Annotated in this window: 13 protein-coding genes; 9 read left to right on the top strand and 4 right to left on the bottom strand. The window is 54.5% G+C overall.

Annotation, left to right across the window (positions count from 1 at the left end):
• The first annotated feature begins 62 nt into the window (after positions 1-62).
• Both AMM48_RS13330 and AMM48_RS13325 read left to right on the top strand, forming a co-directional pair.
• Complete coding sequence (locus tag AMM48_RS13330) at positions 63-1,658, top strand: peptide chain release factor 3 (RefSeq protein ID WP_102784428.1); 1,596 nt, start codon at positions 63-65, stop codon at positions 1,656-1,658.
• A gap of 121 nt (positions 1,659-1,779) precedes the next feature.
• Positions 1,780-2,061, top strand: a complete 282-nt coding sequence (locus tag AMM48_RS13325; protein ID WP_102784427.1) for a hypothetical protein — start codon at positions 1,780-1,782, stop codon at positions 2,059-2,061.
• A 52-nt stretch (positions 2,062-2,113) separates the two neighbouring features.
• Here AMM48_RS13325 and AMM48_RS13320 read toward each other — a convergent pair whose 3' ends face one another.
• From AMM48_RS13320 to AMM48_RS13310, 3 genes are all read right to left on the bottom strand, one after another.
• Entirely contained in the window at positions 2,114-2,443 is a 330-nt protein-coding gene (locus tag AMM48_RS13320; RefSeq protein WP_102784426.1) for an AzlD domain-containing protein, read from the bottom strand.
• Positions 2,440-3,249 carry an AzlC family ABC transporter permease gene (locus AMM48_RS13315; protein ID WP_102784425.1) on the bottom strand — a complete coding sequence of 270 codons (810 nt, stop codon included), beginning with the start codon at positions 3,247-3,249 and terminating at the stop codon, positions 2,440-2,442. The genes AMM48_RS13320 and AMM48_RS13315 overlap by 4 nt, the downstream gene beginning before the upstream one ends.
• Positions 3,250-3,380: 131 nt before the next feature.
• Positions 3,381-4,289, bottom strand: a complete 909-nt coding sequence (locus AMM48_RS13310; protein WP_102784424.1) for a LysR family transcriptional regulator — start codon at positions 4,287-4,289, stop codon at positions 3,381-3,383.
• A gap of 183 nt (positions 4,290-4,472) precedes the next feature.
• Between AMM48_RS13310 and AMM48_RS13305 the strand changes: the two genes are divergently transcribed.
• The 6 genes from AMM48_RS13305 (at position 4,473) to AMM48_RS13280 (ending at position 10,342) form a co-directional block, all read left to right on the top strand.
• Positions 4,473-5,573, top strand: a complete 1,101-nt coding sequence (locus AMM48_RS13305) for an extracellular solute-binding protein (RefSeq protein WP_102784423.1) — start codon at positions 4,473-4,475, stop codon at positions 5,571-5,573.
• Positions 5,574-5,725: 152 nt separating this feature from the next.
• The gene (locus AMM48_RS13300; RefSeq protein WP_102784422.1) at positions 5,726-6,775 is read left to right on the top strand and encodes an ABC transporter ATP-binding protein; all 1,050 of its coding nucleotides are present in this window, start codon (positions 5,726-5,728) and stop codon (positions 6,773-6,775) included.
• Positions 6,772-7,623, top strand: coding sequence for an ABC transporter permease (locus AMM48_RS13295; protein ID WP_102784421.1), 852 nt, complete (start codon positions 6,772-6,774; stop codon positions 7,621-7,623). Before AMM48_RS13300 ends, AMM48_RS13295 begins: the two co-directional genes overlap by 4 nt.
• Complete coding sequence (locus AMM48_RS13290; protein ID WP_102784420.1) at positions 7,620-8,426, top strand: ABC transporter permease; 807 nt, start codon at positions 7,620-7,622, stop codon at positions 8,424-8,426. The genes AMM48_RS13295 and AMM48_RS13290 overlap by 4 nt, the downstream gene beginning before the upstream one ends.
• A gap of 53 nt (positions 8,427-8,479) precedes the next feature.
• Entirely contained in the window at positions 8,480-9,535 is a 1,056-nt protein-coding gene (gene speB / locus AMM48_RS13285; protein ID WP_102784419.1) for an agmatinase, read from the top strand.
• 3 nt (positions 9,536-9,538) lie between these two features.
• Positions 9,539-10,342, top strand: coding sequence for a carbon-nitrogen hydrolase family protein (locus AMM48_RS13280; RefSeq protein ID WP_102784418.1), 804 nt, complete (start codon positions 9,539-9,541; stop codon positions 10,340-10,342).
• Here AMM48_RS13280 and AMM48_RS13275 read toward each other — a convergent pair.
• Entirely contained in the window at positions 10,315-11,235 is a 921-nt protein-coding gene (locus AMM48_RS13275) for an AraC family transcriptional regulator (RefSeq protein ID WP_102784417.1), read from the bottom strand. The genes AMM48_RS13280 and AMM48_RS13275 overlap by 28 nt on opposite strands.
• 337 nt (positions 11,236-11,572) lie before the next feature.
• Between AMM48_RS13275 and AMM48_RS13270 the strand changes: the two genes are divergently transcribed.
• Positions 11,573-13,768: a methyl-accepting chemotaxis protein gene (locus AMM48_RS13270; RefSeq protein WP_244271227.1), complete on the top strand. Its 2,196-nt coding sequence runs from the start codon at positions 11,573-11,575 to the stop codon at positions 13,766-13,768.
• Positions 13,769-13,812: the final 44 nt, after the last annotated feature.

The following is a 13,812-nucleotide window of genomic DNA, read 5'->3' as shown; positions in this document are numbered from 1 at the left end:
GCGCGCAGCTTAAAAATCGTTACAGTGCGCGCCAAATCGAAATCAGTGTTAATGGATCAAGAATGTCGACGATTGACCAGCAGGTATCGCGTCGCCGTACCTTCGCCATCATTTCGCACCCGGATGCGGGTAAAACGACCCTGACGGAAAAGCTGTTGCTTTTCGGGGGTGCGATTCAGATGGCCGGTGCGGTTAAGGCGAAAAAGGAACAGCGCGGCGCACGTTCGGACTTTATGAAGATCGAACAGGACCGTGGTATTTCTGTATCTTCGGCTGTGATGACGTTCGAGTTTGAAGATAACATCTACAATCTGCTTGATACGCCGGGCCACGAAGACTTTTCCGAAGATACCTACCGCGTTTTGACCGCGGTTGATTCCGCTGTCATGGTGATTGATGCCGCCAAGGGGATTGAAACCCAGACGCGCAAACTGTTTGAAGTTTGCCGGATGCGCGATGTGCCAATCACGACGTTTGTGAACAAAATCGACCGTGAAACCCGTGATTTCTTTGAGCTGATCGATCAAATCGAACAGGATCTCGCCCTTGATGTGTCGCCGGTCACTTGGCCGATTGGCTCTGGCCGTGATTTTAAGGGCTGCTATGATCTGATCAACGACCGCATCCTGTTCATGGAAAAGGGCGGTAATGTTGTTAAGGATTCGATTCAGATCAATGGTCTGAATGATCCGAAACTTGATGAGTTGGTCCCAGATTACCTCGTCGCACAGCTGCGCGAAGACATCGAAATGGTCCGCGCGATGTGCCCTGAATTTGATCTTGAAAGCTACCGCGAAGGGCACCTGACCCCGGTGTTCTTTGGCTCGGCGATTAATAACTTTGGTGTGCGTGAATTGTTGCGCGGTATTGGCGAAAACGCGCCGACCCCGCGCCCGCAAGAAGCCGCCACGCGAACGGTTGAGTCGTCTGAAACCAAGGTGTCTGGCTTTGTGTTTAAGGTGCAGGCCAATATTGACCCGAACCACCGCGACCGCATTGCCTTCATCCGTCTGTGTTCCGGTCATTTCAAACGCGGCATGAAATTGAAACATGTGCGTGCAGGCAAACAGATGGCGGTGCATAACCCGATGCTGTTCTTTGCCAATGAACGTGACATTGCCGAAGAAGCCTGGCCGGGCGATATCATTGGTATCCCTAACCATGGCACCCTGCGCATTGGCGATACCCTGACCGAAGGCGAAGATTTGCGGTTCCGCGGTGTTCCGGCCTTTGCACCAGAATTGCTGCAAAAAGTCCGTCTTGATGATCCGCTGAAGGGCAAACATCTTCAGCGCGCCCTTGAACAGCTCGCCGAAGAAGGCGCATCGCAGGTGTTTAAGCCGATGATGGGGGCCGATTGGATTGTCGGCGTGGTTGGGCAACTTCAGTTTGAAGTTCTCAAGGAACGCATTTCGGCGGAATACGGCATCAAGGTGCATTTCGAACAAACCCCGGCCTATGCCGCACGTTGGGTGATGGGTGATGATCCGCTCGAAATCAAAAAATTCCGCGATACCAATCAGTCCGCCTTGTTTGAAGATCACGACGAAACGCTTGTTTTCATCGCGCGCAACGCTTGGCATCTTGAAACCGCACAACGCGACTGGCCGAACCTTCGGTTCGAATCCACCCGCGAACAGAATATGGTCGTGTCGTAAATTCCCATCTGCTCCTAGCACTGCCCTAGCGATTGGGGCAGTGCTAATGGGTGCCTTTGGTTGTTTTAGTATGGTAGATATTGTATCTTGAGCCGAGCTTTCTCTACAGAGGAAAGGCTTGATGAGTAAGGTAAAGAAGTATCTCAAAATTACTGGTTATGAGAGTCTAAGCATCATCTACGAGAGAGAGATTCTTGCTGGTACAATCGGTGATAAGAAGCTGGAAGAATTGCTAAGGTGTCTCGCAAGTAAGTACCTTGAAGAAGACGAAGTGGTGGAATCCTTGTTAAAGAAAAACTCAAGAGGCAAGCGCGATCTTCTCGACATTCGAAAGAACAACAAAAAATTTATGCTCGAGTGTGGGGAAAATCCGTACTTCGTGGCCGAAATAGTCACAAAATAATCGATCAGTCTCACACGGCATCGCTTCCATATTATGGGCAGTTGTTCGTCTTCTAATTAGCAATAAAATACCGGCCAACCCCCACCAACACCATACCAACCGCCATGGCGGCAAACAGATTGCGCGCCAGTGCCATGGTGATCACGGTGGCGGCGGCCCCGGCAATGCCAATCGCACCGGCCGAAAGCGCACTGGGCACCCAGACGGAAATCAAAACCGCACCGGGCAACCGTTCAAGCACATGCGCCCAACGGCCATGTTGTGGCAAACGATCAGCCATCATAAGGCCGCCCAGACGCATGCCATATGTGACGGCGGCCATGCCAAGGATGGTCAGAACGGCTTCAAGGCTAAAGCTGGTCAAATCAGGAAAACTGTTCATTTGCCGACCTCCGGGGTGGGCGTGCCTTCGGGCGCGCCATAGGCTTGTCGGCCATCAACGGCATATTCGGCCTCGGGGCTGGTGTCGTCCATATCGTCGCGCCATGTCAGGGCGGCGGTGACGACCCCGGCCCCGGCACCAGCCAAAATCGACCATGTGCCGGGCAGGGTATAATGTCCGATGATGGATCCGATGGCGGCTGCTACCCATGGCAGTAAATCGACCTTGCCTTTCCACATGCCAATGGTCAGGGCTGCAAAAACAGCGGTGAAAGCAAAATCAAGCGCATAAACTTCCGGGTCGGGAATGCCGCCGCCCAAAAGGTAGCCCACACTGTTGCCCGTCGCCCAAACGACCCCAAGGAAGATACCACCACCCAGCAAAAAGCCCGGATTGGCAAGGTTTTCCTGTGTCATGGTGACAGCCCAGTTTTCATCGGCGACCATATGCATGCCGCACACCTTGACCCAAAGAGGGCGGCCGCGAAACACCGGGCGCAGCGACGCGCCGATCAGGATATAGCGCATATTGATCACCGCCGTTGCGATGATGATGGTGGCCGCAGGCACCGTTTCGCGCCAAAGATCGACCGACACAAATTGTGCTGATCCGGCAAACACCGTCAGGCTCATGAACAGAAGTTCACCAAGTGACAATCCGCGCTGGGACGCAAGCACACCAAGCACCGCACCAAAAATAATGGTGCTGGGTAGAAGCGGCAAACAGGCGATTGCACCGCGCCTTATGGTTTCCGGGGCAAAATGCCCCATCGTTGTTGGGGTTGGGGCAGGTGTGGGGCGTGACATTTCCAACGTTTCCAAATCTTGTTCATTTGTGTGTCAGTTGACCTGACGCTTGTGTGGTGGGCGAGGAGCCTGCACCGATCATGGCGGAAATCAAACGGGGAATATTGGACAATATTGCTGTTGCGCAATGCTCAGTCGCGTTTGGCACCAAAATCATCAATCAGGATATCAAGGAACAGCTCGGCCACCGGATCAAGTTGCTTGCTGTCGTCAAAGCTGGCCTGAAAGGTTGCCTCGACATAAAACTGATCCGGGCGGATCGCGCGCATGCGGCCCGCCTCAACGAACTGTTTGGCATAATGTTCGGGCAGATATCCCAAAAAGGCACCTGACAGGATCAGGCGTGCTTCGGCCTCCATGTCCGAAACCATGGCATGTGGCTTGGCGATGGCAAAATCCTTAAGGTCCCGACCGAGCCAGAATTTGCGCCCAACAATCCGATAGCGCCGAACTTCGTCGATATCAATCCCATCATCGGATTGGTCAAATAACGGATGGTCGGAACTGCAATAAAACCGGTGCATTTCTGGATAGAGTGAGACGTAACTTAACCCCAGTACGGTTTTGGGAAACGCACAAATACCGACCTGAACCGCACCGGTGACAATTTCACGCAACAGATCATTGGGCGGATAGGTCACAACATTCAACGTCACATCCGGGGCCTGCTTCACAAAACGCGCAATGGTTTGTTCAATTTTGCGCGCACCGGGATCGGTGATGGTGTTGTCGGTCAGGCCAATGGTCAATGTTCCGTTCAGCTTATCGCGAAGTGACCGCATCTTGGTTTCATATTGGCCAACCGATTTAAAAAGGCGGTGGGCTTCCTCAAAGACAATCTGACCTTCACGGGTTAGCGAAAACCCACTGCGCCCGCGTTTGCAAAGTGTGAAGCCAAGCCGGGTTTCAAGGGTGGTGACGTAACTTGAAATCGTTGAAAGCGACAGGTTGAGTTCACTCTGTGCGGCGGCAAATCCCCCCACTTCGACAATCGTTAGGAAAATCCGAAGCAGCTTCAGATCTGTTTGGTCCATCGCCATGTGATGGGTGCTCCCTGTGCATTACTTTGAAGATTCCCAAAGTAAGTTTCAGCAATACGTGATTTTTCAATCCGCCGCAATTTGATCTGCTGCTGATACGACGTCGCCGCACTGGAAAACGACGACGGGAAAAAATCAAAAACGGACGCCCAAACAGCGTTCAAAGTATCAGAGGTGGATCACATGGACGACATCAAGAAGGGCATCAGTCGCCGTTCTGTTTTAGCCGGGATTGCAGGCGGCTCTGCGGTGGCGATGGCGGGTATTGCCGGTTTCCCCGGCATTGTGCGCGCACAGGAAAAAAGCCTGAAAATCGGTGCGTATGGCGGCTATTTCAAAGACAGTTTCGATAAACACATCTTCCCGGAATTCACCAAGGTGACCGGTATTTCAGTTGAATCAATTGCCCAACCGACAGGTGAGGCATGGTTGGTTCAGCTCGAACAGGCGGCCCGTGCAGGTCAGGCGCCTGCTGATGTGTCGATGATTTCGCAAGTTAGTATGCTGCGTGGTTCGGCCGCAGGCATCTGGGCAAAACTTGATCCGGCAAAAATGCCGAATGTCGAAAATGTCATGCCGTCCTTCATTAATAAATATGACGATGGCAGCGTTTGTGGCGTTGGTGCGGTAACCTGGTACATCACCCTTGTTTCCAACTCCGATGTGATTGCACAGGCACCATCCAGCTGGGAAGAGCTTTGGAAGCCCGACCGCGCCGGTCAGCTTGGCTTGCTCGCACTGGTGACAAACTCCTTCCTGCTTGATGTGACGGCCAAAACCTATTTCGGGAGTCAGGAAATCCTCGATACCGAAGAAGGCATCATGAAAGTCATGGACAAGCTGGCCGAGCTCAAGGACAACGTCCAACTCTGGTACCGGGACGAAGCCCAGTTTGAACAGGCACTTAAATCGGGTGAAATCCCGATGGGTCAGTATTACCACGACGTTGCCGGTCTTGCCGCAGCGGATGGGTATCCGGTGCGGTCGACCTTCCCCAAAGAAGGTGGCATCAACGATTCCGGCAGTTGGGCCGTTTCCAAGGCATCCGAAAAGCTTGATCTGGCACATGTCTTTATCGACTTCATGAGCCAGCCTGAAATTCAAACACTTCTGTCACGCAAGGTCGGGACCTCTCCAACCGTGGCGCGGGCGAAAACCAGCCTTACCGATGCTGAATTCGCATCTGTTTCCTCGGAAATCGAACCGATCATTCCACGGTACGACATGTACCAGCAGCGCGCTGACTGGCTGTCGCAGAAATGGACCGAACTGATCGTAAGCTGAACCTGACACAGGTTTCGCGCACGTATCGCTGATTTTGTCAGGCAGCATGTCACCTGTTGCACTGTGCATGGTCTTGCACCGACATGCTGTCTGACATTTTCCTTGTTTCGGCAATCTAGTTGCCCTGTCTTTCGTCACATACAGGATCGCCAATGTCTGGTCTGGTCTTTGAGTCCATTGTTAAAAAGTTCGGCGAATTCACCGCCGTTCATGAAACCAGCCTTACAATCCCGCAGGGCAAGTTTGTTTGTCTGTTGGGCCCGTCGGGCTGTGGCAAGACAACTTTGCTTCGCATGATTGCCGGGCTCGAAGCCGCGACAGCGGGTCGTATCTTGCTGGATGGGGATGATGTAACGCGCATTCCAACCCACAAACGCGATTTCGGGATGGTGTTCCAGAACTTGGCTCTTTTCCCGCATCTGACGGTTGGCGAAAACATCGCCTATCCGCTGCGCATTCGGGGGGTATCCAAGGCCGACTGCTTGGCAGCGGTCAAGCGATTGCTTGATCTGGTTCAACTGCCTGATATGGCGGGTCGTCCGGTTTCAAAACTGTCTGGCGGACAAAAACAACGGGTGGCCATTGCCCGGGCTTTGGCGCTGGAGCCAAAATTGTTCCTGCTTGATGAGCCGCTCTCGGCCCTTGACGCCAAGCTGCGCGAAAGCATGCAGATTGAGCTTAAACAACTGCAACAAAAACTGGGTATCACGACCATTGTTGTCACCCATGACCAGCGCGAAGCCATGACCATGGCCGATCTTGTTGTTGTCATGTCTCAGGGCAAGGTCCATCAGGTTGCCCCGCCGGTCGAAATTTATCGCAAACCGAAGGACGCCTTCGTCGCCGATTTCATCGGCTCAACCAATTTAATCTCCGGGCGCATCAGTGGTTCGGGGAAACTCGCCGTCCCCGGGGGCACATTGCTGGCCGATGACCTACCCGACACGGGGGATGTGACAGTGTCGGTGCGACCGGAAAATATCCGGGTAACAGCTGGCAGTGGTGACAATACACCGGGATGTTTGGCTGGTGAGGTGTCTTACATCCGTGACCTCGGCGCGAGTATCGAGATGTATTTGTCGGTCGCCGGTCAGCAGATCACCGCGATAACCACCCCGTCGGACCGTCCCGACATTGTCGCGGGAGACACCGTTTCGGTGCATTTCCCCAAAGACGCCTGTGTGGTGTTGGGGGACGCATGAAAATCAAACCACGCATGTTTTCCGATTACGCCACCATCGGCTTTCCGGCCGGGATGTTGATGGTTTTCTTTGTGATCCCGTTTGGCATCATGATCGCGGTGTCCTTTTTCCAACGCGTTCAGGGGGCTTTTTATGAACCGGCATTCGTGTTTGATAACTATGCCCGGTTCCTGACATCGTTCTTTGGCGGGATTTTGGGGTTTTCCATCGGGTTGGCGGCATTGGTTGCGGTCGTTTCCGTTCTGCTGGCCTTCCCGTTTACCTATATCCTGACCCGGATGGCCCGCCGCACTCAGGTGGTCTGGCTGGTGTTTTTGCTGTCGGTCCTATCGCTTTCAGAAGTTCTGATCGGCTTTGGCTGGTCAACGCTTTTGTCGCGCACAGCGGGCATAAGCAACCTGTTGGTCGTGGTTGGGGTTCTCGATAAACCCATGTCGTTATCGCCCAGTTTCGGTGCTGTCATGACCGGCATGGTGTATCAAACGTTTCCCTACACCGTTCTTGTGCTGTTTCCGGCCCTGTCGCGTCTTGACCCATCCTTGGTCGAAGTCGCCCGGACACTGGGGTCGGGGCCGGTGCGCAGCTTTCTCAATGTGGTTGTGCCTGCCTTGCGCAACAGCATCGTCTCGACACTGATCATGGTGTTTGTCTTTGCACTTGGCTGTTATCTGTTACCGCAATTGTTGGGTAAACCGTCGCACTGGACGCTTTCGGTTCTGATCACTGATCAGGCGATCTATCAATCGAACATGCCGTTTGCGGCGGCCATGGCGGTGTTTCTTGTACTGGTCAGCCTGTCGCTGGTGGCGATCTCGCTTCTTTATGGCAAGAAGGAGAACGCCGCATGATCAACACTTTCATCCTGCGGCTGTTCCTTGGGGCGATTGCACTGTTTATGGCCGCCCCCTTGGCGGTGGTGGCCGGGGTTTCGTTTAACGAACGCAAATCGCTGTCGTTCCCGCCAGAAGGCTTCTCGCTTGACTGGTACGCGCAGATTTTCACAGAAGACAGTTGGCGCAGCGCGCTTTTCAACAGTGTCGGTGTTGCGGTTGGGGCGTCCAGTCTGGCGGTGGTGGTTGCCTTTCCGCTGGCGTGGTTCCTGTGGCGGTTTCATGCCCCGTGGGCCCGGATTGTTCAGGTTCTTGGGCTGGCGCCCTTTATCTTGCCGCCGGTGATTACCGCCCTTGGGTTTTTAAGTTTCTGGACCACGGCCGGCGCCTATGGTCAGGCATGGACGGTCGTGATCAGCCACGGGATTTTCTTTGTGACCTTGCCGCTGGTGACCCTGACGCTGGGGTTTGAGGCCGTCGATGACAGTCTGGTCGAAGCCGCCGCAACCATGGGGGCCGATGACCGTACTATTTTGCGCACCATCATCCTGCCATTGATCCTGCCGTACATCATATCGGGCATGGCGTTTGCGTTCGTGCTGTCGCTCAATGAATACATTGTTGCCTATATGGCGGTCGGCTTCACGGTCGAAACCCTGCCGATCAAGATTTTCAATTCCCTACGGTATGGCTACACGCCAACCATGGCGTCGGTCACCGTTCTGTTTGTCGCCATCGCGGTGGTGGTGTTTGGCCTGATTGCCCGGTTTGGTGATTTGCCGCGTCTGCTTGGCGCGTGGCGCCATGACGATGACAGTTAATATGCACGCATCCCAAGAAACAATAACGTCCGACACGGATCAAGGAGGCCACCATGGTCAACACTGAAAAACTCGCAAAACTGCGCGAAAAATACGGAAATGCCAAAGGCGGCGATATGTTCGACCCGCACTTCAAGGAAGTGGCCGAAACCCAGTTTTCCGCCAGTGGCGAACGCAAATGGCCGTTTGCCGGTGTGCCGACATTTCTTGATGCACCCTTTGCGCCGGACGCGGCCAAGACTGATTTTGCCGGTCTTGATGTTGCGCTTGTCGGGGTGCCGATGGATTTGGGAGTGACCAACCGGGCAGGGGCGCGGCTTGGCCCGCGTGCGGTGCGTAATATCGAACGCATTGGCCCGTATGAACATGTGTTGCGCATGGTGCCCGGTGCCCAATGCAAGGTTGCCGATATTGGGGATGTACCGTTTCGCAGCCGTTTTTCGCTGGAAAGCTGCCATCAGGATATCGAGGATTACTTTACCAAAATCGTTGATGCCGGTGTGATCCCGATTGCCATTGGCGGCGATCATTCCATCACCTATTCCATCCAGCGTGCGGTGGGCAAGGATCGCCCGGTTGGCATGATCCATCTGGATGCCCATTGCGACACCAGCGGCGAATACGAAGGCGCCAAATTCCATCATGGCGGCCCGTTCCGCCAATCGGTCATGGATGGCGTGCTTGATCCCGAACGCACGATCCAGATCGGCATTCGCGGTGGGGCGGAATATCTGTGGGAATTTTCCTATGACAGCGGCATGACCGTGATCCACGCCGAAGAAGTGCCGCAAATGGGGGTTGAGGCCGTCATTGCCAAGGCCCGCGAAGTTGTTGGTGATGGTCCGGTCTATCTGTCCTTTGATGTCGATTGCCTTGATCCATCCTTTGCGCCGGGGACTGGTACGCCGGAAATCGGTGGTCTGACATCACGTGAAGCATTGGCGATTTTGCGCGGTCTTCGGGGGCTTGATTTTGTCGGGGCCGACGTGGTCGAAGTCGCCCCGCAATATGACGCCACCACCAATACCGCCCATGCTGGCGCACAAGTTCTGTTTGAGGAACTTTGCCTTGTCACCGATGCGCTCAAACGGCGTAAGGCGGGGGCGTGATCAATGAAAATCGCGGTTTATCAGTCAGGCTCTGACGCAGTCATTGATAAACCGACCCGGATTGCGTGCCTTGCGCAACGTGCGCGTGAGGCACGCGATGCCGGTGCCGAGATGATCATTGCGCCGGAAATGTATCTGACCGGCTATAACATTGGACGTGACCGGATCGTCGAGCAATCCGAACGGTTGTCGGGCGAAAGCCTGTCGGCGGTTGCCGATATGGCCCGTGACATTGGCATTGCGATTGTGGTTGGCTTTGGCGAGTTGGGCGAGGACGGGCGCAATTACAATGCCTGTGCCCTGTTTGACAAAACCGGCAAACGGCGGTTGCTGCATCGGAAAATTCAGTTGTTCGGTGACCTTGACCGTACCTGTTTTGCGCCGGGTAACAACATGCCGCTGGTGATTGACTGGAATGGCATCAAAGTCGCGATGCTGATCTGCTATGACGTTGAATTTCCTGAATTGGTGCGCAGCATTGCACTTAAGGGATGTGATCTTTTACTGGTGCCAACCGCCCAGATGGCGCCGTTTGACCGGATTGCTGAAATGATGGTGCCGGTCCGTGCCATGGAAAATCAGCTGTTTCTGGCCTATGCCAACCGCTGTGATCAGGAAGCTGAGCTGCGTTATGTCGGCAAAAGTGTGATTTGTGCGCCGTGGTCCGATCTGGCCCGTGCGGGCGACCAGGATTGCCTGATTATTGCCGATCTCGACTTTGATGCACTTGAAAAATCACGCAAGGAATTTCCGTATTTGCGCGATCGCCGACCCGAAAGCTATTTCGGAATTTTGGGCGATGTTTGATCAAGATTGGCGATAAACGCCCCCGGACTAACCCCCCACATGCCTTTGAAATGCCGGTTCAAATGGCTTTGGTCGGCAAATCCGGTGGCGGCTGCCGCATCGGCAATGGATGATCCGTCAAACAGCATCCGTTTGGCGCGGCGCAACCGCATGTGGTTGAAATACGCATGCGGTGGCAGGCCAGTGGCCGCGCGAAACACCCGCAACAGATGAAACCGGCTCAGTCCGGTCAAGGTGGCCAGTTCATCAAGTGATATGTTGGCATCAAGATGGGCAGCCATATAGTCAATCACCGCCGTGATGCGTTTGTCTTCTGATCCGGGGTGATAGGTATAGGGCGGCGCATCCGCATGGCGAAGCGCCAAACGTGCCGCACTATAAAGCAACCGGCTGTCGCGCTCCAAAAGACTGCTGGTCTGTTCAAATTCGGGCCGGAACATGCGATGGAGCCCCTGAAGCTGCAAATGCAAATCCGGGTCGTTGGCCACGCAATTGCCAAAAAATGGCAGACCAACATCCTTGGGCGAAATCTCACCGACCAGATTGCCAAAGATTTCCGGGGCGATAAACATGATCTGGTAGTTATAACCGTCATCTGACGCCGGGCCACCATCATGGACCTGCATCGGGTTCATCATCAAAAGCTGCCCGCGTGATGCGACATAGTTTGTCCCGCGCGTCATGAACCGTTCCGCCCCGTTCAGGATGGTGCCAAACGCATAGTAATCATGGCTGTGCTTGGGAAAGGTGAAGTGCTTGTAATCAGCTTCAAACAAATCAATGCCATCAGCCACCCGCCAGTGACGGGCAGTCTCGGGGGCTGTTTTGCGCGGGCGCGTCGTGACCGTTGATAAACGGCCTGCTGCCCGGCCATGTTGCGGAGCCTGATGCATTTGCCAACTATACCGCTAAAACAACATTCCAGCTTGGACAATATTGTCATGGCGACAATCAGCCGCCTGTTAGGGCCCTTGATCTGTCTTGTCGCATCATATGTCGCGTGCGCGATCATCATCCGTATCTGGCATTTCAAATCGCCGATTCGCACCATTGGGCGGAATGTCGTGGCAAGTTGGTGTGATTATGGCTTTTCCAAATGGTCAGGAAGACCTCATATCTCTGTATAGGAAAGGTTCATTTGAACATTTTATCGGGCAATTATTGTTGATGTGAGTTTGCAAAACCATCGTCACGACCAAAAAGCACTGGATGAATGCTGATTTCATCTAAGTGTTACAAAACGGCCCGGCTGCACGGGGTAAGGATCGCGCCAAACGCTTCATCTATCTGTTTGGATATCTCATGTTCCTTGATCGTATTCGCATCGGATCGCGCATCTTTGCCGGTTTCTTTGTTCTGGTTGTCCTGCTTGTGGGCTTAAGCGCGCTGTCCTCAACCTATCTTCTGGGGTTTGGCGGTCATGCTGATCGCATCGCCAAAAGCACAAACCTTGTCGGCCTTGCCAATGACTACGCCCTCAAACTTGAACGCCTGTCTAATCAGGTCCTGCTGTTTGCCCAGACGGTGGATATTCAGGACCGTGAAGGCATCGCCACGATCCGCGCTGCTGCAGAACAAAGCGGCGCGACACTGGTTGATGCCCTGCGTGATGCCGGGGATGGGGATCGTGCCGACGCGCTCGAAAGCCTGACGGCTGATTACATCGCGACGCTTGAACCCCTTGTCCTGCGTGCTGAAAACCTGACTGCGGCGTCCGATACCATGTTGCTGGGTGCAAATCAGCTTGGACAATCGGCTGCCAAACTCGAAGAATTCATCGCCAAGCGCGATCCGGTAATGGCTGAAAAATATGGCGATAAACTGGGCGCCTTTAATCTGGCCGCGATTGTGAACAGTCTGCAATACCCCATTGTGCGCACGCCCGAGGCCCTTGAGGCCGCACGCGCCAAAACCTCCGAGCTCACCGACCTTCAGGAAGAAATCAAATCGGCCTTTGACGGGCTTAAGCGCAACGAGAAAAAGCTGTTCTCCTATGCTGTGCGTGACAATGATTTGCTCAAACAAGGGGCCAATCAGCTTGAAGGCTCCATCGGCGGTTTCCGTCAATCAATGGATGACTTTAAAACGGCCGTGCGCGGTGTACAGGCCATCACCCAAAACATCCGCCAAGAAGCCATGGCAAACCAAACCGCACTTGTTGATGCCGCCCATGCGGACTCAACCAATTCGGCACTGACCAACATCATTGTTGCGGCGATTGGCGTGCTGATCGCGCTGACACTGGCCTTTGGCATCACCATGAGCATCCTGCGCCCGCTTAAGCGTGTGAACGGCGATATGACCCGCTTAAGTGAAAACGACACCGATATTGATCTTGTCGATATCAACCGGCGTGATGAATTTGGCGCCATGGCCCGCACCGTTTCGATCTTCCGCGAAAACGCGCTCAAGATCGAAACCATGGCCGAAGAACGCATTACCCTGCAACGCATCGAAGAAGAAAAACGCAGATCCTCGCTCGGTGCGATGGCCAACACCATCGAAGGCGAAACCACCGGTCTGGTCCAGTCGGTCAGCCATCAGGTCACCCGCATGCGCGAAGCCGTGACCGAGGTCGCCGCCGCCGCCGAACGTGTCACCACCCAGACCGAAACCGCAACTGGTGCCGCCGAACAAAGCCAGTCGCATGCAACCGCGATTGGCGATGCTGCCGTGCGGCTGACCAATGCCATCGGCTCGATCGCCAACCGGGTTGAACGTCAACGCGGTATTGCCCAGAACGCGGTTGGGTCGACCCAGCAATCGGCAAAGGCGGTCGATGATCTGCGCGAAGTCGCCACCAGCATCGAACAGATTGTCGATCTGATCCGCGGTATTGCCGGTCAAACCAATCTTCTGGCCCTCAATGCCACGATTGAGGCTGCCCGTGCCGGCGATGCAGGCAAAGGGTTCGCGGTGGTCGCCGCCGAGGTCAAAAACCTTGCCGGGCAAACCGAAAAGGCCACCGAGCAGATCACCGAACACGTCAATGCCATGGGCGCTGTAACCGATCGGTGTGTGGCATCCATGGAAGACGTCGGTGTGACCGTGCGCGACATGATGTCGATTTCCGATGAGGTCGCCGGTGATGTTGAACAACAACGCCTTGAAACCGAAGAAATCACAGGCGCGATCGCCCTTGCCGGGGATGCGGCCCATAACGTCAGTTCGGCCATCTTTGAAGTCTCGAACGACATCGAAGCCACCCGCAAACTCAGCGTCGATCTAACCCGCCGTGCTGACGAGGTTGAACGAAATGTCACGGAACTGACCGCATCGCTGGATCGGGCGGTGGCCTCGGCCGGAAGTGACGAGGATGCGACCGAAGACGGACCGGACAAGGACCAAACGTCATCAGATCCGCAGAACTGGGACGCGGGCAACCTTGTGCGGTTTCCACAATCGAGCATGTTAGGGGCTGCTTGAACACCCCTACAATTTCTGGCGATTTGATCGTTTCTTTGTGAACG

The sequence above is a fragment of the Thalassospira sp. GB04J01 genome, from assembly GCF_000751115.1.
Classification (GTDB): Bacteria; Pseudomonadota; Alphaproteobacteria; order Rhodospirillales; family Thalassospiraceae; genus Thalassospira; species Thalassospira lucentensis.
The sequence above is the reverse complement of the archived record's forward strand: the minus strand, read 5'-3'. Positions and strand labels throughout refer to the sequence as shown.